Source organism: Rhizobium sp. MHM7A (genome assembly GCF_005862215.1).
Classification (GTDB): Bacteria; Pseudomonadota; Alphaproteobacteria; order Rhizobiales; family Rhizobiaceae; genus Rhizobium; species Rhizobium bangladeshense.
Map to the genome: position 1 here is coordinate 1,091,081 of NZ_VCHT01000001.1, position 23,983 is coordinate 1,115,063.

The following is a 23,983-nucleotide window of genomic DNA, read 5'->3' on the forward strand; positions in this document are numbered from 1 at the left end:
CGATCTTAGAATGCGTTGAACTTCAGAGCCTTCGTCTGCTCAAACTTTTCGAGGACTTCATCAAGGTCCCCGGCTGAGAAACGCTCGCCTGGCTTACCAAGATCGTCGACTTTGTAGCCGTTGGCATTAAGAACGCCGCCGATGCGAACTTCGATGCCGAAGCCATAACCGGAGCCGTTTGCTTCCTTAACCGGGCGAAGGATCGCGAAACCGTCATCAACGACCTGGCAGATGCCTCGATCTCGGCGCTGCCACTCATCTGGGCGGCTGCCTACATAGTCAGAGATATGAGCCGCAACCAGGTTGAACTTGCCAGCATCGCCGCCGTTCAACACCTCAGCACCGACCGGAAGCATGTAATGGCTGCGAGCCGTCTGGTCGACGAAAGCCTTGGCAGACTGGCCGTCGTCAAAGGCGCTTTTCACCATTTCTCCATCAGGGTTCACAAGTTCGGCAAGCTCGCTATAGGAAACTCCGTAGCGGGTCTGCATATCCTGATCGATCTCATTGAGGTATGGCTGAATGCCTACAGTGACGCCCTTCACGGCTTGCAAGCGTTCGAACAGTGTTGCAGTCGTCATGTGTCCCACCTTCATTCCCGTTACCTAATATAAGCCACCTGGTGCTGAAAACTTGCCTTATAGGCATCGAGTTCGGCGACCGGGTCTTCAATGTCAAAGCCAGCGTATTGTTCGGATGGCTTGCTCATAAATTTGTCCATCTCCGAGTTTGGATTGTCGAAATCGCGCGGATAAACGCGAACAGCGACGCCCACTTCTCCCGTCGTTGGGTTCTCGATAGGATTCATCATCGCGCACGCAACGATGCCACCATCACTTGCGTAGACAAGAGAACTGGCAGAGCCGTTGAGACCCCGGGTCCAGTCAGGCATTTCATCTGCGAAATCGATGATTGCAAGCTTTACAGAATTGAACTCATCAGCCTGCTCCAGCGAGACGCCTGGTCCAACCTTCTTCAAGCCATTGCTCTCGACGGTGAAGCGAACGAATTCTTCGGGAGAGGCTCCACGATCAAGAGCGTCACGGATGAATTCCATAAAGCCCTTTTCCCGACCATGAAGAGTTTCCTTGGCCTGCATATAATCGATGCCCGTCGACGCTTTCATCAAAGGAAGGACATCACCGAGAAACTTTGCGGCTACCGGATCGGCAGGACCCCGACGCACAATCCGCGCAGCGGGGAAAGCAACCACTTTTTCATCACCGAATGTCTCGTTCATGTCTATCTCCAGTGACGGCTTTTCGCCGTCTTCAGGGATAGATTTCGCCAACCGCTCGCAAGCGACAAACGCGTTCAGAAGCCCAGAACGCTTTCCAGTTCATCGTCGATTGCATCAGAGACAGTGGTGTCGGCCTGTTTGATAGCTGGCCCGAAATGATCCTTCATGGTCACGTTTTTAAGCTCTGTCTGGACCGCATCGCGGAAAGGAGGATAGAGGCCGACGGAATGCTTTTTCACTCGACCGGCGATCTCATAGCGATGACCTTCCAGGTACTCGTGGGCTGAAGACGTTTTCCAGACGAACAGGTTTGCCTGGTCATCGATGAAGGACACGATCCTCATGACACCGTAGTCACTGTTGACGGTCTTGGTCTGGGCGACTGTGACACGGCGCTGGGTCTTTTCGCCAGTTTCTCCCTGAGCCTTCGACTGGGTCAGGACATCGCCGAACTCCGAAGCTTTGCGTTTACGCTCCAAGTCCTTGTAATAGCTTCCCACGGCACCGGCGAGGAGCCCGACATCGCCAGGGGAGACCAGGCCACGTGTGAGGCAAGCCTTCACCTTGTCGTTAAACCCGTAGTCTGCTGGCTTCTGGCTGAAATGCTCCAGGATGGCATCGGCCGTCACAAAGTCGGAGTGGATGACCATGATGGTATTCTGGTCGACATTCTTACCGTTGAGACGGGCCAGTTCGTCGGCGACGAGCCGGGCTGTCGATGGCGTATTGTGGGTCTCCGCATCACGCGCATTGATGAAACCTTCCACACGCACGATGCTGACCGCGACCGCCATGACGTTCCTGATCTCGTCCTGCAGCGTAAAGTCAGCATCATCCAGAGACCAGTTCGAAGCAGCCTCAATTTCGGCCATGAGGCGACCGGCATCAGAAAGGCTTTTCAGGAAGCTGTCGCTGTAGTCTTGCCCGGTGAAGTCGCCGAGGCAGCTGGTGCCGACTTCCACGGTGTTCCCATCCGTTTCGCGCTGAACAATCAGGGTTTCGGTTCTGCGACGCTTGAGGCCGCAATGATCACAGCAAAGAGGCTGTCCATGCTTTTCTGCCGGAACCTCGCCCCACTTGGAAAAAGCGATATCCTGACCATCGATACGTTGCCCGTAGCGGAAGCCAACAATATTCCAGTCTCCCAGCTGAGGGTTGAAACCGCCAGCCTCGACCTTGGCAATCATCACACCGACATTCTTGACGTTGGTGTCGTGGCCACGGATACGAGCGAGCGGATCATGCACCTCGATTGTCTTCGGGAAGCGATCCAGGACCTTGAAGCTCGGTTCAAACAGGCCGTTCTTGCGGGCGCGTGTCGCGAGCTTGTTAACGCGATATTGAAGGCCCGTAATCCGGTTTTCTGGGATGTCGTATGTCTTGGTCATGGTCTGCCAGCTCCAAAGGATGCATCGACATTAGCCCTGGCCGATGAGAGGGACAAATCGCGACCTCAGAGAAGAAAGCCGGGCGCATCTATGCGACCTCTTTTGTGACGGTCAGCGGATTGTGCCACATGGCGCTCCGCTCGTCATGATCGTTGTTGTCAGCCGCTGCCCCGATCAAAGATCGCAATAGCACATGGGAGAGCCTCCCATGAGTTTGGCTCAAATGAGAGCCTATAAAATGGTTCCAGCCAAACAGGTGAGCCAAATACATAGACGGAGGTTGTTACGGTCTCTTGATTTCTATGGATCATAATCTTGGCTCGTTACTCTCGTAGTAGCCAAATTTCGAACCAAAGTGCTGCCGAGCGTTGCAAAGTCGTAGGTGATAACCGAGGTAATGAGGTCTCTTTCAGAACCTAGGCAGCCCAGGCGAGCTGGATAGGGACAGATCGGCGCGCAGATCATCGAACCATGCGATGCCGTCGATACGGCACGCCATCTCGGTCCCGTCCAGGTAGACAAATTTCGACTGGTCCCAGATTTTAGGGTCCTCGAACGCCTTGAGATCATCATCCGACAGAAGGGAGTCGATGAATTTTTCGGTACGAAGGTTCTTGCCGTATGTCCGATGCTTCACGTCGACAAATGCGAAACTGCCGTCGTTCTTGATGTATATGAACGCGAGCATATCCATGTCCGGATGTTCGATGGTGCCGAAAGGATGGTCTCGAAGATAGTCGAGCGCTTCCTGGAAGCACGAGAACGCCTTCTGGTGCTCGCCCATCATTTCCCCGGAGGCAACCGACGTTTTCGGCTTCAAGATCAATTCGGTCATCGGACTTCCCTCAAATACCTGAAGATCGTGAGGGACGGCGAGGCATAAGGCAAACCGTTTTCGACATCGGAAAGCTGTTGACGAATTTAGGCTATTGCCAACTCTGTCCCCTGATGTCAGCCTTTTAAATGTGATGCTGGAAACAGAGATGTTTTCGGATTAACCGACGGCCAAGGCCTCGCGGATCGAACAGTCTGCGGGGCCTTCTTCATTTCTGGAGCCGGGCATACCAAGGTTTTTCGCGCACTTGTTTTTCTGCACGCTCTCTCCACACCGAATGGCCTGGTTGTTGCGACGGCAAAACGGTCCGGTATGTATCCCATCCTTTTCGTTGCCATCAAGGTTCAATGAGATAGGCCTATGTGGGTTCCAATGATTGCGATCAGTTCTCATCTGAGGTCGAAACTTCGAATATGTAGTTGGTCCGAACCCTAAAACTGGCGCAGTGCTCTCTTTAGGACTCAAATTGAGGTTAAATGCGGAAATTACTTTCCGCCCCTCTGTAGATGACGATACCGCCTGATGCACCTGCCAGGAAAATGCAGCCACGGTCTCTGCCATTTCACGCAGGACGGGGTTGGCAGACCGACGCGCCATTCGATAGGCAGTGATGTCTTTCGGCTCCTGGTAGGGCTCCGGCTTGCTGATCGGCTTGATCTTGATGTGAACGGTATTCGGCGAGGAACCAGCCCGGCGTTCGATGAGACCGCATTCTTCCAAAGCGATGAAGTAGTTGCGGACGGTTCGGGCGGTGCGCCCCAGCATCGTTGCAAGCGAACTGGTGAAAGTAACGATCTCATCCTTCTTGCCAGCGAGACCGAGAAGAGCCGCGAGGCAGGCCTTGGCACCATCCGGAAGATCGCGGTGGCAGATAACGTCCATCGCCATCTTGGGAACGAACTGATCGGAGACTTTCGGTAGGGTGCGGCGAACCCGGCGTTTGCGGGTTAGATAGACGCTTCTGGATACCGAGGTTTTTCGCGCGTTTGAGAGAACCACATTGTTCGTCTCCCACTGCTCCACGTCCTCGTAGGTCCAACGGCCTTCATTCAGGCCCCGATAGACGACCCGGCGAGGCTCCTCATTCGGATGGCACCGGATGTGCTCCAGCATGATGAGAGAGACTGGCTTGGTTTGCTGGAACCGGATCGGACGACCGGATGCAGTCGCGTCCACGTATGCTTTCAAGACCGCGATATCCACGTCACCGGAGGCAACGGCGGCCGTTAGCCTTTGAATGGAAACGATTTTATCTCCGTCATCGATATAAGAACGCGCGGACGCGGGCAGAAAATCGGACATACCTTCACCTTTCCGCCGAACGGATGCGCGGCAGGCTGACGGCACTCCACCATTTCAGCGGACACGATTTCTCGCTTCCGGAAACGCCGAAAGTGCTTGCGGGTCAAAATGCGGTGGGGTAATTTCCAGGTGCAAATCGGTTGGAAACGACCCCTCAGACATCGCCGTTCACGCTCCAACGTGGACGGCGATTTCGTTTCAGGGATTAGGTCTTGGACATCGTGGCAGGCTTTCTCGTTGCGTCACGGCAGACTGTATTCCGATTCGGAAACGATCAAAAAGACGAGGAATAGCCCGCAGATACCGAGGATTGGCGCGCACTTGCCGAGGTTTTTCACGCGTTTTCGCCATCGTCTGTGAAATGTAATCACAAATTTTGAGACAACTACCTAGGTTTTTCGCGCACTTGCGGCTCGCCAGCGGCCAGATTCGCGACCAGGCGCGAAAACGGCATCGCAAAATTGGCCGGGTGAGCAACCAGAACGAATCGGAGGCGACGGGTCATGCAACTTGTTGATAGTGCCGGGGCTCGCCTTGACTCTGTACCGAGGTTTTCCGCGCGTTTCCCAGAAAGCCAAAAGAATCAGGCTTCTCATACTTAGGTTTTTCACGCAGTTGGTGAGGAACGGCGCGCGTTTGGCGGTATGGGCTTGCGCGAATCCGTCGAAGTGCGCACAAATTCCTGAACTGGAATCAGGAGCGGCTCATGAACGACGTCTTGCAGTTGTCGCTGTTTAACACACCGGACAAAAAGCACACGAACTACACCGCTCTTTACGATCTCGCACCGCGCTTCGTGCAGCGGGCAGAAAGAGACGCAGACCAACCCTATCTGACGCGGGTCACCCGCGAGTTTCCGTTCAATGGGGAACTGTATAGCGTCACCATCTATCCCGCCCGCGTGGCAGATAACAAAGGTCAGGAATGGGACGAACTTCCAGGCGACCGGGAAGCGCTGATCGAAGACGTGCTGAGACGGTTTGCAGCCGAGAAGCTTGCCCTTGGCGAAAAGGACGAACTGATGGTTCCGTTCTCGCTCTACCAGATCGACCAGGAACTGCGTCGCCACAAACACACGCTTAGCTATACTGAAATCAAAGCAGCCCTATCCATCCTCACTGGGGCGAAGATCGAAATTTCTCGTGTCGTTCAACCTGGGCAAAAGAAGCCGAAGCCTGTGGTACATGCCTCAGCACTCCCGGTGCTGGTCTATAAGGACGACAATGATCCGAAAGCTATGTCCTACGCTCAATTCAACCCGCTCTTGGCCCATGCGATCCGCGCTTTGGAGTTTGAGCAGGTGAACTACGAATGGATGATGCAGGTGAGAGGTGCACTGCCTCGGTGGATTTTCAAGTTCGCCTCCCTGCTTCTGGCCGACAGTGAGCGATATAGCGACTCGATCCACCTTCTCGCTTCGGAGCTGATGAAAGGCTACGGACACTCCCGGTCTCGCGAAAGGGACGCTTTGTCCGACATCGAAAAGAGCATCAAGAAGCTGAAGGACCTGAAGGTCATCGCAGATGTGAAGGCCGAAGGGATCAAAGAAGGCAGGGTGAAGACGGACATTCGTTTCACCATTCGCTTCTCCGAAAAGTTCATGGAGGATCGCCGTATCGCTCGCGACATCGGACAGCATCGTGGCAAGGAAGCCCTTCGGGTCACGGGTCGACAGAGACCCGAGACATTCCATCGCATTTCTTCCGAGGAAGCGGCTCGGATCAGCATGGATCGTCGTCAGATCGCCGCAGAGGCAGCACCGACTCAGCTGCAATGAAAATGAGGACCAACTGGATTGTCATGCTTGCATGGCGGTCCTTTGCGACGACGCCTGGAGTTTATCGTGGACGTTAAATCATCTCAGGTGACTGGTAACGCCGCTTTGCACTATGCGGCATGGCAGCTGTCACGCCGAGGTTGGAACGTCCTGCTCACCGCCCGGAACTCGAAGGGCAGCGATCTCTTCTGCTCGAATGACGCTGAGACGATCTTTTTCGGGGTCCAGAGCAAGGGGTTGACCAAACGAGCCCCGGTAGGTCTCGGAGAAAATTTGGACAATCTGAGGTCTGATTGGTGGATCATTACAATCAAAGCCAAAACTGATGACCCGGTGTGCTTTATTCTTTCGCTGGGAGAAGTTAAGGCGCTCTGCCACAGAAGCGATCCCGCCAGAAGCAGCAATGGGAAGATGTCGATGTGGTTACAGCCGACAGCCTACGACCGCCCGGAATTTCGCGAAGCGTGGCACAGGTTCGGGAGTGGGGCACAGCCAAATGTCGAGCCCCTGGAAGGCGCTGCGGGCTACAATGATGGATCGACAACACTGAAAAGAGCTGTTGAAAGAGAAAGCTAAATTAGAGTTTCTGGCGCTGCCGATGGGGCTCGAACCCACGAACCTCCCCCTTGGGGGGTGCTCTACCAACTGAGCTACCCGGCCATTTTTAACAATTCCTTGCCTTGAGCGAACGCCGACCTAACAATGAGTTTAGTGATCGCGCAATTTAAGGATTCCATGTTGAAAACAATTCTACTTGCAAGTGCTTCGCTTGCGGTTGTGACCTCCGTATTCGCCGAGCCGATCTACGTTCTGCGACCCCCAACTGTGCCATCGTCTGCGAAGGTTCTTCCGTTAGATGCATTTTCGAGTGATCCTCAGCCCCCTTCAGAAGGCACTGACACGCCATCCACTAGCGATCCCGATGTGCTCGTTTATGAAGCTTCTGAATGGGACTATCACTGGGAGAACTTCGAGAACAACTATGTGACGTTCAGGCAACCCGCTCCAATTTCTGCAACAATTTCACTCAGCAAGGATGATGGATACTACTACTTCATTCCCTCTGAGGCGGATAACTGCTGGGACTCGGGTGGGCCGAACGGGTTGAACGTGTTGCATCGGTCACGCTTGGGTAGCCTGGAAGACGGCAAGTACGTTACTCATGTCAATAGCGAGGAACGCTTCGAGTTGATCACACTCGATCCCAAGATCGTTGGCACTTATCACTTTCTGGTAAAATGCGAAGGACCTCATATGTGGGACCCCGAGAAAAACGCTCCAACTGAAAAGCCTCCATTTGTGTATTTCGGTTCATTTCAGCGTGTGACCGTGCGGGCGGTCCCATAAGGTGATCTAGTGGGTCTGGGAAGAATTGAACTTCCGACATCCTGCGTCAAGCAGGCACTCTACCTCTGAGTTGCAGACCCAAGAATTTGTTCGGAGGAATTCGAGAAGCTTCACCGAACGTGCCTGTTCATCCGAGGTCACGCTCAAGGTGAAGCTTTCTTACGTATCGATTAACGATGCGTATTGAGCAGCGACGATTTCCAGTTAGGAGCGAAATCGCTGTTGTTGTTGTTGTTCTTCTGTTTCTGTCTGTCTGTAGATAAAGGTGTCAACCCTGTTCGAACCTACCGGTCGGAATTCGCGCTATTACCTGAAACGAGATGTTCTCGACCTCGATTTCTGATCCAAGGTCTTACTATCCATAGATTGATGGCTCGCTCCGGCGGGCCATTTTTTTATCCCTAGTTCGGATTCGGACAACTCTATCGGAGCGCCTCGCCCATAGGAAATGACTGGCGTGCGTGAAATACTAGTGAAACCAGTGACCAGGAATGGTCTCAGCGACAAACCAAGAGAGCGCAATCATTCTGTAAACCCCTTTTGCTGTTTTAAAGGAAAATGGTGCACCCGAGGAGATTCGAACTCCTGACCTTTGCCTTCGGAGGGCAACGCTCTATCCGCTGAGCTACGGGTGCATTAAGCCGCAAAATTAAATATCCTTACAGGCTCGCGGCGACCACATAAAACAATATGGTGCGAATGAAGAGACTCGAACTCCTGACCTCCCGGTTCGTAGCCGGGTGCTCTACTCCAACTGAGCTACATTCGCATTGATCCCGAAGGATCGAGTATACCAAATGGTGCCAAGAGAGAGATTCGAACTCCCGACTTCCTGATCTTCACTCAGGCGCTCTACCAACTGAGCTACCTTGGCATGTTCCCGAACGGGAACTAAAAGTCTAACTTCGTCGCCTGGACCGGGAAATGTACCCGAGCGGGATCAAGGAATTCCAGGCGTAGAACTCCTTGTATGCGCCCCCACTCCAGCGCGGCCCGAAGAGAACTTCACGCAGGGGACGCCCGCAATTCGGGCTATGTTGGCGCTTTCGGAGGGATTCGAACCCCCAACAATCTGATTCGTAATCAGGTACTCTGTCCAGTTGAGTTACGAAAGCTAATGCCCATTCGGGCGAAATGTGGTGCCTCCAGGTGATTTCGATTCACCGACCTCCTGGGCTTCAACCAGGCGCTCTTACCAACTGAGCTACAGAGGCGTTTCATCTAAACTTCGTTGCCGTCGTTTCGATGATTTAAATCTGCCAGAACTCAAATTCGGCGTCAATACAAAAAATGCAGAAAAACAAAATAATTTCAATGACTTAAGCGAAAAACTAAAGGCGCAAAAAGGCATTCACGGAAGCTGTGAATTCCGCGTTGAAACAGGGCAAAGCGCCCGGATTTCGGTGGTAAATCGCTCGCTAAATCGCCGTCGTCGCATGAAAATGTTCCTTGTGAACGAGTTGAGAAAATAAAACGCAAAGAAGCCAGCGGCCCCGAACCGTTTCCGATTGGGGCCGCTGGCTTCTGGAAGGTCTGAAATCTGCTCAGATCACCTCATACGACGAAGCAAGGTCCATCCAACCGGATGTTCCGTAAAGCTAAATCGCCGTGCAATGATGACAGATACCATTTTTCTATCCCTGATTACCAAACTTATATGCCCGGATTTCACGATTAAATCAAGGCGTCATGGCCGACGAGAAATCCGGATCGACAAATTGCTCCAGCCGATCAACATATTCACTGAAGTGGCTGATGGTCTGGGCTGCAGCCTGCTGGTACAGCGTGTCGAGGTCACCGGTCGCGTTCTTTTCCAGGCCGCGCAGTAAAAGTTCCTGAGGAGGGACGAACCCGGCTAACAGGTAGGCACTGGACAAATCGGCACTGAGATCAACGTGACCAGCGCTCAAAACAAAACCCGTATATTGAGTACCTCGAACGAGGCTAACCGCAAGCCCATGCTGCTTCAAAGCAACTGCAAGAGCCTCAGGATCGTTGCCGCAATCACATGGGTGAATGTAGAGAGAATTAGGAGAGAACGCCTGACGATACTCGTCGGACGATTCATCTTTGAAGAATGCAAGAACCGCCTGGCGGTATCCGGCATCGTTATTGATATCAAAACCAGCCAACTCGAAACCGGCACGGGCCATAACATTGACGGATGGTGGCGGCAGCACCACTGAACGTGAAACCTCACTTAATTCATTAGAGTTTATACGCAGCGCTGATGCCGCCACGTATTTCATATCGAGCTTATCCATAAAGGCTCCGGAAACGCGCTGGTGTCTAAAACATCGTCACCAGCGCTGCAAAAGACAACCAGGACTTAAAGCGCGCTGGGTCGAACGGTCGAGAACGGCATATCCTGAGCAATGGCCTTTTTTTCCGCCTGGCGCTCGGAATAGTTCATGTGCCAACCATTATAGGCCGGAATGTATGCTCGTTCAGCTACCGCGCCGGGGCCGCCATACCGCTTGTTCATTCCGCCGTCGAGATATTGACCAGTCGAAGAGCAGGACGCCAAGACGCCGCAGAGCAGCGCAAGAGCGGACAAACGAAAGCTTTTGGAACGGAGCATTTGAGAATTCCTTCAATGGAGCTGATTGATTGTTTCCCGATACGGATAGGCTGTAAAGCCGATAAACGGCTCACGCCCAGTAGGGGTCGACAATCTCTCCGGTCAGGATTTGTCTAACAGAAGATGGAACGGGACCATTTGCCCCGTCGAACAATTTTGAGCGTTCTTCCGGAGTCGAAAGAAAATATTGTTGCTTGGTTTTGGAGGCGCGACGCAAATTTTCGACACTGGCTCCCAGAAGATGGATAGTAGTTGCCCTGTCAAGGCCGCCATACTGGACTCCGCCATCGTGCCAGGAGGTCGCGCCGAGGATGCGACGAAAGAAAGGGATATGACCTTCTTTAATAGTGGCCAACGTCCATTTGGCATTGGCATGAACCGCCAACAGACCAGCAGCTCGGATAACAGCAAGCGGCAAAGCGCGGTAACGCGATTCAAGCTTAGGGTCGCAGCAATTGCGGCTGCTATCGACCATGATATTTCCCTCGTCGAGCCTCTGATTAATCTCGGCCGGAAAGATTCCAATCGCACAGGATTCGCGCTGCTCAGCGGTCATCAAGTGAAGGCGAATGCAGGCCACTAAAGCGCCGGACAGATAGATTGCAACGTTGTGAACGTTCGGCGATAGATCAAGCTCGTCACGGAACCTGCCATCGGCATTGCCTTCTAGATAACCGGCATGTTTATAGGTGTCATGACGAAGGCGAAAGATATCCTCAAGCTGGTCTTCCGTGCGCATGACCTGATATGAGACATCGTTCAAAAAATCCACGACCCCAAGCGTTAATCCCGTTGGATAAAGAATTTCGCTTGGCACGGCCATGTTCTCGGCTACCGCTTTCATTTCCATAATTTTTTTCCTTTTCGCGGACATGACCGTAACGAAAGGATTTCCGCAAGGCAATAGGGTTAAGGAATTCTTAACGTAAAAATCGACAATAGACAAGGAATTCCCGCCAGAACTCCTTGGGACCCACTAAGCGCGAGTTTTAAAAGCGCAGCAAAATCAATAACATGCCCAGCATGAAAGGAATTCTCGGCGAAATGCGGAAAAACTCGTTGACGCCTTTGTTTATCCGCCATAATTTCCATCACCAAAGGAATTCGCCCGGATATTGGCGACATTGGAGTGTTTGAAATGGATGATGTTGATAAGGCAACCGACCTGGAGGAAGCTCGCACGGCAGCGACTATGGCTAAAATTGCCAATCAGCTCAAAACTGTGAATACCGATATATATTGCGAAGACTGCGGCAAGGAAATCCCGGCCGCGCGACGCGCAGCGGTGCCTTATGCAACGCGGTGCATCGTATGTCAGGAGATAGACGATAAAATCCACAAGGGCGTTCGCCGTCTATAAGGGCTCGAAAATGAGAACGCTCTACGAAGCTCTATATCGAGCATGCATCGACAATCCCTGGTCTCCGGATCACAAGCAGATCGCCGGGCTCCTTCTCGGAGCAGATCGTGTCGTCGTGGACGAACAACTGGCAATCGATATTGACGATGAAGTAGAGCGTCATCCCTGGAGCGTGGAATCCAATACGGACCTCATCAATTGGCCTGAAAAGCCTCTTTGGATCGAATGGCCACTGGCCGCGACGATCATTAAGGAATCCGGCATCGGAGCTTCCACCGGCATTCTCATTTGCCCTCATCCGGATTTTCAGGAAGTGCTCATGGCCATTTCAGGGTGGCGGAAGGACGGGGACGCCGACGCCAACCATTCGTACGCGGCAGCCTTCATCGACAAGGACAAGCTGCGGTACAGCGCGACGGTGGCTCGATCTATCGGAATGAATAGAACTCCGGCGAAGAGCCTGAGACGTCTTCTGGACAGTATCGGCGTTACGATCAGTCAGGACTTCCAGGATGAGCTTCTATTGAAGTTCAAGGACGACGATGCAGTGATCGGCGAGGCCCTCAAAAGCGCAACGGGTGAAATTCCGTTCACGCTCGCTCTGCTTATGCTGCGCTCCAGCGATGGGCTGCTCACCGAGACATCAGAAACGCTGGAAGATGGAGAGACGCAGGTTCGTCTCACCAGGACTCCCGTTGAACCACCGCGAAAGACCTGGCTAGACCGTTTGAATCCCAACCGTCTCGTAGGATTCAAACGTAAAGCAAGGTTCACCAATCCCTATATCGCCTGGCAGACCCCTGTCAGGGCAGAACCGGCATCACCGCTGCATGCGGAGGATGTCGGGAGCGAAGCCGTCGGCGATTGACGTAATCTCAGGCGACTGCAGCAATTCCTCGAATGTCAGACCACGGAACGACTTGGCCAGAAAAGGATGCCAGGGGACTGTGGCCGCAAAGACGTATTCCGGCTCCCGCCAATCGTACTTGCATGCCCGCTCGATGGAATCGGTGTTGCGCAGATCGACATCCTTGAAAATCTTGATCTGCTCCCAGTTCGTTTCGATCTGGCCCGATTTCAACGATCCGACATACCAGCTTGCAGCTTCTTCAGCCGAATCCGGCGGCGCACCATTGCCATGAGAACGGTGCTGCTTCGATACGAACGGTCCATTCGGACCCTTGATGCCAGCGAATTCGATTGTCGAGAGGCATTTCAACTGCCCGGCAGGATCGACGTATTTGATCGAGACGATGTGGCAGTCGCAACGTTCGGCAGATACATCATAGCTGCCTCGACCCACACAGTGATCGAGTTCAGCCGAAACGCGCTTCAGACCATTCAGAGACGTCTCAGGAACGATCCAGAGACCGTTCGGGGCCTGGCGCTTCGCTGACAGACCCGGCCAGTCGCCATCGACCTGCTGGGCGATAAAGCGCTTCCTCTCCTGCTGCAGAGCCTCATTGCCCTCCATGATCGTGTGATGTTCCTGATGGAAACGCCGACCCAGATCAGCGATATCCTGGAGATTGCGGTTCGTGAACAGCAGACGGAAAGCGGTCAGTTCCGCCGATGCGCGGACTTCACTGCTCAGGAAGACATTCTGGCTATCGTGACCGAAAGCGGCGAGAGGAAGCACAACGTTGTCGGCAAACAGCGAAACCATGTCGCGAACGTCACTCAGCGATGCCCGAATCCCGAAAAATGGTTCGGGTCGACGGTTTTCGAGGGGCACGACGACAAGTGCTTGATCTCCACCCTGGGGCGCGGCAGCGGCGGGCGCTTCCAGCAGAAGCTGACCGCCTTCAGGAGCTGGCCTTTCGGCCTCCCGAGGAACAGGGGGATAGGCCGCGTTCATGATCTTCGTCACAACATCGGACCATTTTCCACCCGTTGCCTTGATCATAGCGGGCAAGAGATCGGCAGGCGGGTTGAGGTCGTCGATGACAGCTGTGGCCAGCTGACAGAACGAAACCCAATCGGCTTCCGTCTTTGGCATCCAATCCGGAGGTACGTTAACGGCGAAAGCCACGACAGCTGAACGGCTGCAGCCCTCAGGGAATGACTTGAACTGAGCAAAGCGCTTCAGATAGGGAGGCGTCACACTGTGTGCCGTTGTTGAGAGTGCCTTGCAGACAGCCTCTGGCAACGATCCTTCCTTCATGTCGATGACACGCTTGGTGCGCAGACCTGAGGCCATGACGTCAGAGAAAACGGGGTAAATGTTTCCGTGACGCTTTCGGTTTTCCGCTTTTTCATCGGCACCGGAATAGAATGGCAAAAGGTGAAGGCGCGGCTCTGCACTCGACCTGAGCAATGAAACAGCGGCCTGATCGACGTTAGACAGACGGACCCCTGCGGCTTCAGCGAAACGCTCACGAAGTCCAGGTATCTCAGACTGATTGCGGTAATTCAGCTGACGAAGGACATTGTCGTCAAGCTCACCCGCGAGCATGGACCAAATCCATGGCACGTATTTACCACTGTCGCTGACGGCATGGTCCCTGATAAGTGTCGTATCGTCGATTTCATCCAGACATTCGGCGGCGGTCACCACCCCCTGTTCATCGGCAACGACAGCAAGGGTACGGATGAGCGTGCCTTCCTTAGTCGTCAGACGAACACCGCGCTTGCCGTCGACATCGACGGAACTGATTATCATCCCGCTCATCTCATTCCTCCGGCCATCTTCATCTCCGGCTGCTGATCTTCGTCGAAGGCCTTCAACCGATCACGATGTTTCGCCGATGCATACATGCTCTTGATCACGCCAGCCTCGGCGAGAATGGACAACACGTTGTCCAGATCGTCGACCGATTTGACATGAACCCTTTCCAGTCTGTCGATCTTCTCAACCCTCTCGAACAGATCACGGTAGGCGGGGGAAGGCCACCGGACCACACCGCCGACCTTCTTGGGCTCGGGAACGCGGACATGGAAACTCGTCTTGCTCAGTGGCGTGATGATCACGCTGTTCTTGGTGCCATAAGGTGACGAGTTCAGTTCGACGGAAGCATCGACCAGCGCGTAACGGATGGCTTTCTTGCCCTCGACGCGGATCGAAGCCTTTTCGAGCTTCTTCTCTGCCGCCTTGCTGATCAAGACACCGCGCTGACGCTTACCGTCCACATCAACGTAAGAAACCAGCTGACCGATATTGAACTGAGCCGCGACACGCACGGCGCTGTAGAGGTTGGTCGTCAGAATCTTGGCAGGAACCCGACGGCGGCCGGTGGCCTGATCGAAGCTCGACAGGATATTCTCGTAGTCGGCTCCTTCGAGGCCCGGCTCAGACAGGAAACGGATCGTCTTTTTGTTCTCGTCGCGCTCGAAGATCGGCTGTTCCCTGATCAGCGATGTCATGCTGTGACGGATGAACTGGATTTCGCCCGGAACCGCAAGCGTGACGGAATAGCTGCTGGCAAGGTGCTCGAAGCCGGGGTAGCCGGTAACCTTCGTAACAATGGCCTTCACCTTCTCCCCGTCAGGCATCACAAAATCGATCTGGCGACCGGGCTTCATGCCTTCGATGGCCTCATGCAGGTCATGCATGTTGTTGACCATGTTAATGACCGTCGCATTGCCCGCGAGGACCGCATCTTCCACAGAAGCCGCGTTGCGTGGGAGGTAAGGACGCAGGTAGGTCTCGCGATGCTTCATCGCCTCCTTGACCATCTTCAGGCATTCGTTGTGATCACCGACACTGCTGTCGATCATATCGATGACCTGGTCAGCCGTGATCGGATCAGCAATACGCTCGATGTCCACGTCGACCAAGTGCAGCGGACCGTCGAACGCGCTTTCGATGACCGCATCTTCGGAGCCTTCGAAAAGCCGCTGCTTGACGACATGAACAACACCGGAAATCTCACGCGGCCGGAGCGGGTTCTCGCCCTTGGCGTTCATTTCCTCGATGGCCAGTTCGTATTCCGAACCCAGTTCCCTCAGAACCTTTTCCTGATAGGCAACAGGCAACAACGCCAGGCGAGACAGGAAGTCGTTCGCCAGGTGGCTGTTGCGGCGGATCGCGTCGATGCGCATCTGCTTTTCTTCGCGCTTTTCACGCTCGTAATTGGTCTCGTTCTCTTTGCCTTCAGCCAATTTTTCCGCGAGGACCTCGACAGCCTTTTCACCACCGTTGTCATTTTCGGGGAAGAACTTCGCGGTCAGGTGCAGCTTCTCGACAAGATCGGGACGCTTTTGGGCATAGTTCCAGACAACGCGATCCCCGACCGAGTTGATGAGGTCCGGGATACCTTCCATCAACAGGTTGGTCTGACGATCACCGGTGACGGTGGCCGACGTGAAGCGGAGCTTGTTGTTCCGCATCGAATCCAGCCTGATCTTGTAAGGCAATCCGCTGCTGTGGAAGTGGATCAGAGCATTGACGACAGCGCCACGGCGGCTGACACGACCGTAGGACTGAATTTCCTTGTTGATCTTGTCCGGAGCCTGCAGAACGTGGAAGTGACGACGCCGCTGGTCAGCGAAGCGCTCCGAGGCATGAAGGTCACTGCCGGTTGTTCCGGCCGAGTTGATGATCAGACCATCGTAGAGGCCGGAGTTGAAGCCGTTCTTCACGACCATACGGTCCCGATCCTGACGAGGATAGACCAGGCCATCTTGTCCGACTTCGAGCTGGCGGCCCGTGATCTCTCCGCAGGTGTACCCTGCATCCTTGATCGTGTTCTTGGCGATGTCGATTGCCGAAGCAGGCATATCCGGGAACTGCTCGATGAGCATCTGAATTCGCGCGATATCCGAATTGAAGGCCGGATGTTCCTCTACCAGGTCCAAGCGACGACGATCAGCAACCAAATCGGTGCCGGGCTCAACAACCTGTGCATCGCCTTCGAACTCGGCTTCAACCTCAGCCTCATCGAGCGCATCCTGGTCTACTGCGGACGGCAGCACCACGACTTCACCGTTCTCCAGAACAATGCTGGTTTCTGTAAGGCCTTCCGCATCCTCCGGCTTGTTGCGGACAATCGAGACCTTCCCGATCTGCTTAAGGACGCGGGTGAACACGTCCTTGAAATCGGGCGCGCGGCCACCGTGGAATTTCAGCGCCTCTTCAAGGAGAGCATGGATCGTATTGTCGACCAGAATGACCGGCTTGCCACCGTCCTTCAGGGTTTGGACGGCAGCTTCGCCAACGGTCTTCGCCATCAGGGCAGCATCGAACAGACGGATCATATGGTGCAAGGATGCCCCGATACCCATCTTCTTCATTTCGAGGCCATCACGGCGATTGTCTTCGTTGGCATTGTGCTCTTCGACCACCTTGTCGAGCGAGCCCGAAAGAGCCGTCATTTCCGAAATGATGACTGCTGCCTGATCCATCAAGGCTTTGTTGCGATCCATATTTGCGAAGTCGACAGACTGCTTGAACTCGCGGTCGGTCACGTCGAGTTCGCGGCGTACCATGACACCGTCGGCGACAAGCATGGACGTCAGAACTTCCTGGAAGTTTTCCCCACCGCGAACCATCATAGCCCGGACTTCGTCTCTATCGATGCCAGGAGGCAGAAGGCGGTTATAGAACGCCACCATCTGCGTCGAGTGAGCATGGGTCGCGGACGACATGAAGACGCTACCGGCCTTATCAATCGCCGCGCCGACATTGCGAGACGTATTGGAAGCCAGACTTGCGGCATTATGGATTTCGTCACCGAGAAGAACAGTGTTCTCATCTACGACAGCTTCCAGCCAGACAGCCCGTTCGTGATCGGAACCTCTGTTCAGCTGGCTATATGTCCCGAGAACCAGATTGACGCCTCTAGGCCATTCACCGTTGGCAATGCCCTGCTCAAGCAGTTCATCCGGCATCATGTCGAAGGGCAAGCCAGTGGCTTCGTCGATGAGCTTGGCACCGTCGTTCATGACGACCGGCTTCAGCATGTCCAGCATCCCGAGATGCTTCGCGTCACGCATAAGGTCCGCGAGGTTGGTAACGGCCTCGGTGAGCAGGATGACCTTCTTGCCTTGTTGGATCGCTCTCTTCACGAGCCCCATATTCCAACGGCCTTTACCGGCACCGGCACCGTCGGCGTTCAACGTTGCACGTCCACGGCGTTCGTTCAATACGGCCAGGCCAAGTGCATCTACCTGCTCTGGAGAGAAGAACTCTCCAAGCTTTTTGACACTGAAGCCGAACTCATTAGCCACGAACTGATCAACGTCGCCAACGGTCGACATCAGCCGATCCAGTGCCTTATTGGTCGAGTCTTTCAACTCTTTTGGAACATGGAGAGTAGGCTCGGCAGTCTTCGAAGCGGACGCATAAGGAATCTGCAACGCATTCTGGCTGATATACGCCGCCGCTGCCGTCAGGTCAGACGTGTCCGAAAGGCCGGATTTGACAGCCTCAATGGCATGGGAACGGGTCGTGACTGAGACCGAGGCGAATGTCCAAAGCTCACTGGCACTGGCGAACTCGCGAAGTTCATATGTCTTGCGAGGCTCGGGAACCACCTGAGAAACAACGATTAGACGAGGGCCGCCAGCCTCTTCTCCGACATAGAGAGCGGTGTCGATATCAACGATCTGAGCCAGTTGCTCAAGGATTTTGTGGGCCTTATTCGGCGTTTTCGCGTCGATCACAGAAACCGTCATGCCACCGGGTTTGCGGTTGAGCATGGTCTCAGCCGCCTGCTTGGAGGAGGCCGGGAAGTCAATCAGCACAGTCGCATCGAAGGGGCGCTCGGCTGTCGCGACGCCGCGCTCGGGCAGAAGTTTGCCGAACAAACCGGAATGATCGCCCCGGCAAGCGACACTCTCGCCAATGAGGTCTTTGTCCATGCCCATCAGGCGACGGGCAACCATCAACAGGGTCGTGTTGTCGAGGTGAGGGATATCGAGACCGCTCAAAAGCTTGCGGTACTCCAGCGCCTGCAGATACCGGTCCTCCAGTCTCTGCGCCTTGTCCTTGATGATATTCTTGGCAACAGCGGCGTGGACAGCTTCCTTGAATGTATCGACGTCAACCGCCCCGACGGCTTTCGCAAACGCTGCGAGGTCAGCAAAGGGCTCGGCCGCAAATTTGGTGCGCGTGAACAGAAAACCGTCAGCGCAACCAAGCAACATGGAAGGCTCAGGCGAACGAAGGAACTGCGGGGGCTGGTATGACGAGTTGTCCGTTTCAAGCAGACGCTTGCCATATTGGTGCTTGACGTAGCGCACGCCCTGCTCGTCTTCGAAAACCATCATTTCATTACGGTTGAGACCGATAAGCCTTTCAACCGGCAAATCTTCCTGGACAATCTCGGCAGGCTGTGTGGCAGATGGCTTCTCGATATATTCGACAATCTGTGAAAGAGGCATCTGCGCCATTTTCATCAGCGGGAACCGCTTCTGGTAGTTGCGCGGGTTCAGGTCTGCATTCTTGCGAATCCAGGTGCCGTTCTGACGACGCTCATATCCGAGTTCCTTCAGAGCGTCCGCATGATCGTCGCCGCCAGTCAGAAGAAGAATGCTGTTCTTGCTCGGAAGCACAACTTCCTTCACGGCCATTCCATAGGCGGAAAGGTCAATCCAACGATCTGTTTTTTCAGGAGGAGAAGCCGTCATTTTATCGAAATATCCGGAGCAATTCTTGGAATGACCCTATCATTGCCTTACCGGTCGCAATCGACAAAGCGGCGGATCACCTGATCGGAGTTATAGCGGTGAACTGCTCAGCCCGGAAGGACTGAGCTTCCACCTCAGAGCATCTTCCAAATGAAAGATGCTCTGAGGTTTCTTTTTTGACGCTTCGTCGCCGCGTGCGAGCGCGGCATTCGCCACGTCCGTCTTATCTACAGCTCCACGTCCTGTGTCGGAGGGCGTGCCTTTTGGACAGCACGCCCCTTGATGACAACCCCATCCCGGGGTCTAGAATGAGTTTTACAGCCCGTTTACCGATGACGATGCCCGCGTTGCGGTCCGCGTTATCACGGTGGCCACAGGAGGTGCATTCGAACAGCGCCTGAGACCTGCGGCTGTCTGGGTCGACATGTCCGCAGCAGGCACATTCCTGGCTGGTATGATTGGGAGGAACGAGAAACATGAGTTTCCCGGCCCTGAATGACTTGTATCGGACAAAGTCCACGAGTCGGCCGAGCCCCGAAGCAAGCATCTTCTTGTTGAGGGCCGCCTTGGCAGCCGAGCCGTTCGGCAGGAATTTGCCGTTTTCGTCCTGCTTCGGTTTTGGTTTCCGCGTCATGTTCTGAAGCTTGAGGTTCTCGAACACGTTGATGAGTGCCGGGCCGTCTACCATCGTCCTGCTGCTCTTGTGGCAGAAGTCATTGTTGATGTAACGCACTTTGGCTTTGGTCCTGGCGAGACGAAACTTCGTCTTTGCCCTTCGCTTTGATCCGACTAATTGTCGCGACATGCGCTTCTGAAGGCGTTTACCTTTCTTGGCCAACCGCTTTTTCGACCGTTTCTGCTCAGGCGAGAAGTCGTAGACTGTCGACACCGAATGGACCGGTATAGTCGCGCCTCTGTCGTGACCCTGGATGTTTGCTGTCAGCCATTCCTCGCCCTGCTCCCTGAGCCATTGAAGCTGTTCTTCGGGAGAATTGAAAACCTTGACCTCAGTCTGCGCGGGCTTTTCCTCAGTCTCGTAGCTGAAGGATACGAACCAGTTTCCCGCTTCCCTGACGATCCGGATCGAATTTGGCTCGCCGAAACGACAATGCGCTTTAAAGGAGAGAAGGCCGATGTTGTTCGTCTTCGAACCGATGAAGATGCGAAGGACACCTTCTGAGCACGTCTCGAAGCGGAACAGTTCGCGGGTCAGGTGAATCGACCCACGGTCTGACTTCTTCTTTCGCTTAGGGCGTCCGCCCAGCTTTTTGAAGAACCTCTGGTATGTCTGATACCACTTCACCGCTTCGTTGCGCAGGATTTGCGACGGACATTCCGAAAGCCAAGGTGTCAGTTCCTTGTCTTTGAACGAAGCGAAAGTCTGATCGAGCGGAGCGTAAGTCCCGAGCGGGAAGTGTTTCTTGGCGAAGGTTGAATAGTAGCGATGTTCATCGCATTTGGCATTCCAGATGACGCGTGCACAGCCGATCCATTGACTCAGCGTCTGCTTCTGCGGTCCCGTCGGATAAGCCCTGAGGCGGATGCCTGTCTGCAACTTAACGCTCTACTCTGATTGCACGAACAGGAACATTACCAGAACAAAGATCGGAAAGAAAGGGCTCGCTTACCCGGCCCTGAAGAACCGGGTAAGCGCTCGCAGCTTATTCAACCCGCCTAGACACCAGTAGAGAGCAGCAAGCACGGGCCTCGGCTGGTTTGAGACGTCACCGTCGGAAGCAGTGCGATCAGGTGTATTGAGCATCGGATTGTCTGATGCCTCTTCTTTCCGGGCACCTGAAATGAAATCTTCAAGCCGAACAAACACAATCTGATCACGCACCTCAATCGCAACCGGCACCCATTCCCCGGGCGACAACGTTTCCAGTTCGCGAGGTAAGCCAACACCCAAAGGATATGAGGCGATCAGATCGCCACCGGTAAGGCGGCTCCCGGCAGCGTCATAACAAAACGCAAGCGTTCGTTGATCGGACGATATCCCGAGAGCTACGCCGTCACCCTCTCTCCATCCAAGCGCGGTGGCAAGCCCGTGGCCGACCCTGATGCGCATGCTTCCCACTTCGATGGAAAGAGCAAACATGCCAAACCACAGGGCCTGCGGCTTGTAGAAGCCAAGCGGTAGTGCCGGGCGAGAGACAAAGGCGAGGTTGGCCGCTTCCTGACGGATTCTGCGATATGCTTCCAGCTCATCGTCGAGAGGCAGGAGATGGATACGGCCTCCTTGGGAGGGAACGCAGGCGAGGCCTGAGGTGACGGAACGAAGCTCGCTGCGGTGAACGATTGACGTTGTGGCGTGCTCACCATCAATGATGCAGACTCCGACCTTACCCTCAAAAAAGGAGCCGAACTCATCAACTAGGCTTTCCGTTGGATAGATTACGCAGACCTTAGACATTTTTGGCCTCCGCAGTGATATTTATAAGGTCACCTACCTTGAAAAGAGGGAACGTTTCGCCGAAACCATCCCATTCCTTGCAATTGAGGAAAATATGGATGCTGCCTTGCGGAGGTTGTCCCGGGGACAACTCTGAAAGGAACTGCCACACCGCCTCGGCCGAATGGTCAATCGCTGAGGCGATCAGCGACCGGGCAAGGTAAGTATCGATTTCGGCAAGCCGGAAACGGCTCTCGATTTTATCGTTGGCGAAGTCAAACAGGGGAAAGGCTGGGTCATGATCGACCGCGTCTCTGAACTTCTCGACAATCGAGGACCGGCTGAAACGCACGATATGAGTGGCACCTTCATGAGACGTTTTGCCATCAATCGCGGCTAGAAAGCTTTTGAACTGCGCAAAGTGAGACGCAATATCGACAAGGGCAGAACTGTTCGCAGCAAGGAAAACCTGTTCAGCGATTTCCAGACTATCGCGATCCTCCGCATCGGCACGAGAAGCGGCCAGTACGAACCGGTAAATATCGAGAACACCGGAAAAAGATTGTCTCATCAAATTGCCTCAAGATTCTTGCAAAATTATCGCCCGGAGAATTCCTTACGGTCAATTCCACTTGATGCCAAATCGGCCCCGATTTCTAATCGATTGACGGAGACGATTATGAAAACAATTCGCGGATTTAGACTGAAACTTGCGACCCTCGCCGATTTGTCCGGATTTATGGACGATTTCCGAGGGGACGCGACCCGTGTGCTGGCGTCAAAATGGACTGCCGATGTTGCCCGTGAGGCGACATTTACAGCCGATCTCGCGGCACTGGGGATCAAGCCAAAGTCCAAGGACTACATCAAGGACGCGTGCCGTAAGCTCAACGACGACTTGGCGAGCGCGGATTTCCGACATCATACCTACAATTGCCGCATCGATTTCATGTTCCTGAGCGGTGCCGTGCTTGCAATTTTTGACCATGGCGATGCGGCCTATCAGGCGGCCTGGAAACGCAAACGCGCTGTCGAGTTCTGGGGTTGGTCCGAGGATATGAAAAGGCCTGAGAACATTTCCGAGCAGAACTGGGAAATGCGAGAAAAGGTTTGGCGAACGCTCACAAAGCGAAGCAAATTTGGTCGAGCGATAACATTGTCTCTTCTTGAACCACCGCTACCCGGGCTCTCCTGGAAAACGGTAAGCGGGCACATTCCGTCCGCAGAAGCGCGGATAGAGAATTGCGTCTCCGCCCTGCTGGCAGAAGATAAAAAATCACGAGCCGACACATCGGAAGAGGAAATCTCACGTCTTCGCGAATATGCAACGCGATCCCTGCCGAAAGAAGTCTCAAAAGAGCTGATGACCGGCCAATTGCCTGCTCAACCGGCAAAGACATCGGGCAGGGAGGTCAAGTCACCCATCACGGCAAAGAAGCCCAGTCAGGCCAAAGACAAGGAAGAGCCAGGCGAACCTGCCGCGAAAGCCACCCATATCGACCATGCTGACGTCATTTTGGCCCATGATGGACGGACCTTCATCGCGGTGCCGAGTGTTGGCCTGGCAGTCGACGCGCGGATATTTGTTCAAGTCAGTTCCCGAGAAATTTCGTTCAAGCAAAGCGGGGTGAACTACGGCACCGTTGCGGGCGTGCCCCCTGCAGCCAGGGATCATCTGAAAAGCTGCAGGGAAGCAGTGCTGGTCGAAGTCGAAAAGGATGCGGAAGGCCGTTTGCTTCGTGCAAAGTTCATCGCCATCGTCAGCGACATAAGTTTCAGCGAGTTTCATAGACAATCGCTGTCCAGTTTTAACCGGCCGAGCAAGTCATTGGCCGCAAGGGAGCTTGAAGAATGGGACAAGAAGCAACGGCAAACGTCATAGGCCTGGATTTGGCGAGCCTGACGAGAGAACCTCAGGCTGTTTTTGAACTGGGACGAGAAGACATCACTGAAAATCGTCCAGGGCAAATCCTGATCGAAGAAGTGCGCAAATTCCAGGCGAAGGGCGGTTTCCGTGAGCTGGAAGCAGTCCGCGATGAGGAGTATGCGAAGGAAAAAGAACTCGACGGCAAAATCGGCAAGCGCGAGATGAAGGAATTCCGCATTACGGAGGCGGCGAAGCCTGCGGCAACCACTGATCTGAAGCAAGAAAATCAAGACTAATCTGTTGACGCACATAAACACCAGGGATA

The 23,983-nt window shown here is 54.2% G+C and carries 20 protein-coding genes and 7 tRNA genes; 7 read left to right on the top strand and 20 right to left on the bottom strand.

Translation table 11 applies throughout. The features are described from left to right. Positions 1-5: 5 nt before the first annotated feature. The 5 genes from FFR93_RS06170 to FFR93_RS06190 form a co-directional block, all read right to left on the bottom strand. Positions 6-581, bottom strand: coding sequence for a hypothetical protein (locus tag FFR93_RS06170; RefSeq protein WP_138392501.1), 576 nt, complete (start codon positions 579-581; stop codon positions 6-8). A gap of 20 nt (positions 582-601) precedes the next feature. Beyond that, complete coding sequence (locus FFR93_RS06175) at positions 602-1,240, bottom strand: hypothetical protein (protein WP_138392502.1); 639 nt, start codon at positions 1,238-1,240, stop codon at positions 602-604. Positions 1,241-1,314: 74 nt separating this feature from the next. Next, positions 1,315-2,628, bottom strand: coding sequence for a hypothetical protein (locus FFR93_RS06180; RefSeq protein ID WP_138392503.1), 1,314 nt, complete (start codon positions 2,626-2,628; stop codon positions 1,315-1,317). Between the two features lie 409 nt (positions 2,629-3,037). Next, positions 3,038-3,463 (bottom strand): hypothetical protein, encoded by a 426-nt coding sequence (locus FFR93_RS06185; RefSeq protein ID WP_138392504.1) that lies wholly within the window; start codon positions 3,461-3,463, stop codon positions 3,038-3,040. 159 nt (positions 3,464-3,622) lie between these two features. After that, positions 3,623-4,765 (bottom strand): hypothetical protein, encoded by a 1,143-nt coding sequence (locus FFR93_RS06190; protein ID WP_138392505.1) that lies wholly within the window; start codon positions 4,763-4,765, stop codon positions 3,623-3,625. Between the two features lie 706 nt (positions 4,766-5,471). On the opposite strand from FFR93_RS06190, the gene FFR93_RS06195 reads away from it, so the two are divergent. Further along, positions 5,472-6,542 (top strand): hypothetical protein, encoded by a 1,071-nt coding sequence (locus tag FFR93_RS06195; protein WP_138392506.1) that lies wholly within the window; start codon positions 5,472-5,474, stop codon positions 6,540-6,542. 66 nt (positions 6,543-6,608) lie between these two features. Further along, on the top strand, positions 6,609-7,118 hold the full coding sequence (locus tag FFR93_RS06200; protein WP_246661279.1) for a hypothetical protein: 510 nt from the start codon (positions 6,609-6,611) through the stop codon (positions 7,116-7,118). 11 nt (positions 7,119-7,129) lie between these two features. Here the strand turns inward: FFR93_RS06200 and FFR93_RS06205 are convergent. Further along, a tRNA-OTHER gene (locus FFR93_RS06205) sits at positions 7,130-7,196 on the bottom strand. 48 nt (positions 7,197-7,244) lie between these two features. Between FFR93_RS06205 and FFR93_RS06210 the strand changes: the two genes are divergently transcribed. Beyond that, the gene (locus FFR93_RS06210; protein ID WP_138392507.1) at positions 7,245-7,889 is read left to right on the top strand and encodes a hypothetical protein; all 645 of its coding nucleotides are present in this window, start codon (positions 7,245-7,247) and stop codon (positions 7,887-7,889) included. A 10-nt stretch (positions 7,890-7,899) separates the two neighbouring features. Here the strand turns inward: FFR93_RS06210 and FFR93_RS06215 are convergent. The 9 genes from FFR93_RS06215 to FFR93_RS06255 all read right to left on the bottom strand — a co-directional run bounded on the left by FFR93_RS06215 (position 7,900) and on the right by FFR93_RS06255 (position 11,320). Beyond that, a tRNA-Ser gene (locus FFR93_RS06215) sits at positions 7,900-7,969 on the bottom strand. Between the two features lie 479 nt (positions 7,970-8,448). Beyond that, a tRNA-Arg gene (locus FFR93_RS06220) sits at positions 8,449-8,524 on the bottom strand. Positions 8,525-8,580: 56 nt separating this feature from the next. Beyond that, a tRNA-Arg gene (locus FFR93_RS06225) sits at positions 8,581-8,658 on the bottom strand. Positions 8,659-8,687: 29 nt separating this feature from the next. After that, positions 8,688-8,763: transfer RNA gene (locus FFR93_RS06230), tRNA-Phe, on the bottom strand. A 164-nt stretch (positions 8,764-8,927) separates the two neighbouring features. Then, positions 8,928-9,004: transfer RNA gene (locus FFR93_RS06235), tRNA-Arg, on the bottom strand. 22 nt (positions 9,005-9,026) lie between these two features. Then, positions 9,027-9,103, bottom strand: a tRNA-Phe gene (locus tag FFR93_RS06240). A 465-nt stretch (positions 9,104-9,568) separates the two neighbouring features. Then, complete coding sequence (locus FFR93_RS06245; protein WP_138392508.1) at positions 9,569-10,153, bottom strand: hypothetical protein; 585 nt, start codon at positions 10,151-10,153, stop codon at positions 9,569-9,571. 65 nt (positions 10,154-10,218) lie between these two features. Continuing rightward, positions 10,219-10,470 (bottom strand): hypothetical protein, encoded by a 252-nt coding sequence (locus FFR93_RS06250; protein ID WP_138392509.1) that lies wholly within the window; start codon positions 10,468-10,470, stop codon positions 10,219-10,221. 70 nt (positions 10,471-10,540) lie between these two features. Beyond that, complete coding sequence (locus FFR93_RS06255; RefSeq protein WP_138392510.1) at positions 10,541-11,320, bottom strand: acyl-homoserine-lactone synthase; 780 nt, start codon at positions 11,318-11,320, stop codon at positions 10,541-10,543. A gap of 288 nt (positions 11,321-11,608) precedes the next feature. Here FFR93_RS06255 and FFR93_RS06260 point away from each other — a divergent pair, with 288 nt between their 5' ends. Further along, positions 11,609-11,830: a TraR/DksA C4-type zinc finger protein gene (locus FFR93_RS06260; RefSeq protein WP_138392511.1), complete on the top strand. Its 222-nt coding sequence runs from the start codon at positions 11,609-11,611 to the stop codon at positions 11,828-11,830. A gap of 10 nt (positions 11,831-11,840) precedes the next feature. Beyond that, on the top strand, positions 11,841-12,698 hold the full coding sequence (locus FFR93_RS06265; protein WP_138392512.1) for a hypothetical protein: 858 nt from the start codon (positions 11,841-11,843) through the stop codon (positions 12,696-12,698). Here the strand turns inward: FFR93_RS06265 and FFR93_RS06270 are convergent. The 5 genes from FFR93_RS06270 to FFR93_RS06290 all read right to left on the bottom strand — a co-directional run bounded on the left by FFR93_RS06270 (position 12,651) and on the right by FFR93_RS06290 (position 22,362). Continuing rightward, positions 12,651-14,501, bottom strand: coding sequence for a hypothetical protein (locus FFR93_RS06270; RefSeq protein ID WP_138392513.1), 1,851 nt, complete (start codon positions 14,499-14,501; stop codon positions 12,651-12,653). The genes FFR93_RS06265 and FFR93_RS06270 overlap by 48 nt on opposite strands. Then, complete coding sequence (locus FFR93_RS06275) at positions 14,498-19,336, bottom strand: strawberry notch C-terminal domain-containing protein (protein WP_171049116.1); 4,839 nt, start codon at positions 19,334-19,336, stop codon at positions 14,498-14,500. The genes FFR93_RS06270 and FFR93_RS06275 overlap by 4 nt, the downstream gene beginning before the upstream one ends. Before the next feature lie 286 nt (positions 19,337-19,622). Then, positions 19,623-20,954, bottom strand: a complete 1,332-nt coding sequence (locus tag FFR93_RS06280; protein WP_138392515.1) for an RNA-guided endonuclease TnpB family protein — start codon at positions 20,952-20,954, stop codon at positions 19,623-19,625. Positions 20,955-21,023: 69 nt separating this feature from the next. Further along, positions 21,024-21,812 (bottom strand): hypothetical protein, encoded by a 789-nt coding sequence (locus tag FFR93_RS06285; protein WP_138392516.1) that lies wholly within the window; start codon positions 21,810-21,812, stop codon positions 21,024-21,026. Beyond that, positions 21,805-22,362, bottom strand: coding sequence for a hypothetical protein (locus FFR93_RS06290; protein WP_138392517.1), 558 nt, complete (start codon positions 22,360-22,362; stop codon positions 21,805-21,807). Before FFR93_RS06290 ends, FFR93_RS06285 begins: the two co-directional genes overlap by 8 nt. A 108-nt stretch (positions 22,363-22,470) precedes the next feature. Between FFR93_RS06290 and FFR93_RS06295 the strand changes: the two genes are divergently transcribed. Then, positions 22,471-23,673, top strand: coding sequence for a hypothetical protein (locus FFR93_RS06295; protein ID WP_138392518.1), 1,203 nt, complete (start codon positions 22,471-22,473; stop codon positions 23,671-23,673). Next, a complete protein-coding gene (locus FFR93_RS06300; protein ID WP_138392519.1) occupies positions 23,643-23,954 on the top strand; it encodes a hypothetical protein in 312 nt (103 codons plus the stop codon). The genes FFR93_RS06295 and FFR93_RS06300 overlap by 31 nt, the downstream gene beginning before the upstream one ends. Positions 23,955-23,983: the final 29 nt, after the last annotated feature.

Bases quoted from the DNA above. Each gene is read 5' to 3' on its own strand.
- FFR93_RS06255 (WP_138392510.1), bottom strand. From the start codon at position 11,320: ATGGAAATGAAAGCGGTAGCCGAGAACATGGCCGTGCCAAGCGAAATT.
- FFR93_RS06290 (WP_138392517.1), bottom strand. From the start codon at position 22,362: ATGAGACAATCTTTTTCCGGTGTTCTCGATATTTACCGGTTCGTACTG.
- FFR93_RS06295 (WP_138392518.1), top strand. From the start codon at position 22,471: ATGAAAACAATTCGCGGATTTAGACTGAAACTTGCGACCCTCGCCGAT.
- FFR93_RS06245 (WP_138392508.1), bottom strand. From the start codon at position 10,153: ATGGATAAGCTCGATATGAAATACGTGGCGGCATCAGCGCTGCGTATA.
- FFR93_RS06170 (WP_138392501.1), bottom strand. From the start codon at position 581: ATGACGACTGCAACACTGTTCGAACGCTTGCAAGCCGTGAAGGGCGTC.
- FFR93_RS06185 (WP_138392504.1), bottom strand. From the start codon at position 3,463: ATGACCGAATTGATCTTGAAGCCGAAAACGTCGGTTGCCTCCGGGGAA.
- FFR93_RS06180 (WP_138392503.1), bottom strand. From the start codon at position 2,628: ATGACCAAGACATACGACATCCCAGAAAACCGGATTACGGGCCTTCAA.
- FFR93_RS06175 (WP_138392502.1), bottom strand. From the start codon at position 1,240: ATGAACGAGACATTCGGTGATGAAAAAGTGGTTGCTTTCCCCGCTGCG.
- FFR93_RS06270 (WP_138392513.1), bottom strand. From the start codon at position 14,501: ATGAGCGGGATGATAATCAGTTCCGTCGATGTCGACGGCAAGCGCGGT.
- FFR93_RS06300 (WP_138392519.1), top strand. From the start codon at position 23,643: ATGGGACAAGAAGCAACGGCAAACGTCATAGGCCTGGATTTGGCGAGC.
- FFR93_RS06210 (WP_138392507.1), top strand. From the start codon at position 7,245: ATGAGTTTAGTGATCGCGCAATTTAAGGATTCCATGTTGAAAACAATT.
- FFR93_RS06285 (WP_138392516.1), bottom strand. From the start codon at position 21,812: ATGTCTAAGGTCTGCGTAATCTATCCAACGGAAAGCCTAGTTGATGAG.
- FFR93_RS06195 (WP_138392506.1), top strand. From the start codon at position 5,472: ATGAACGACGTCTTGCAGTTGTCGCTGTTTAACACACCGGACAAAAAG.
- FFR93_RS06260 (WP_138392511.1), top strand. From the start codon at position 11,609: ATGGATGATGTTGATAAGGCAACCGACCTGGAGGAAGCTCGCACGGCA.
- FFR93_RS06190 (WP_138392505.1), bottom strand. From the start codon at position 4,765: ATGTCCGATTTTCTGCCCGCGTCCGCGCGTTCTTATATCGATGACGGA.
- FFR93_RS06250 (WP_138392509.1), bottom strand. From the start codon at position 10,470: ATGCTCCGTTCCAAAAGCTTTCGTTTGTCCGCTCTTGCGCTGCTCTGC.
- FFR93_RS06265 (WP_138392512.1), top strand. From the start codon at position 11,841: ATGAGAACGCTCTACGAAGCTCTATATCGAGCATGCATCGACAATCCC.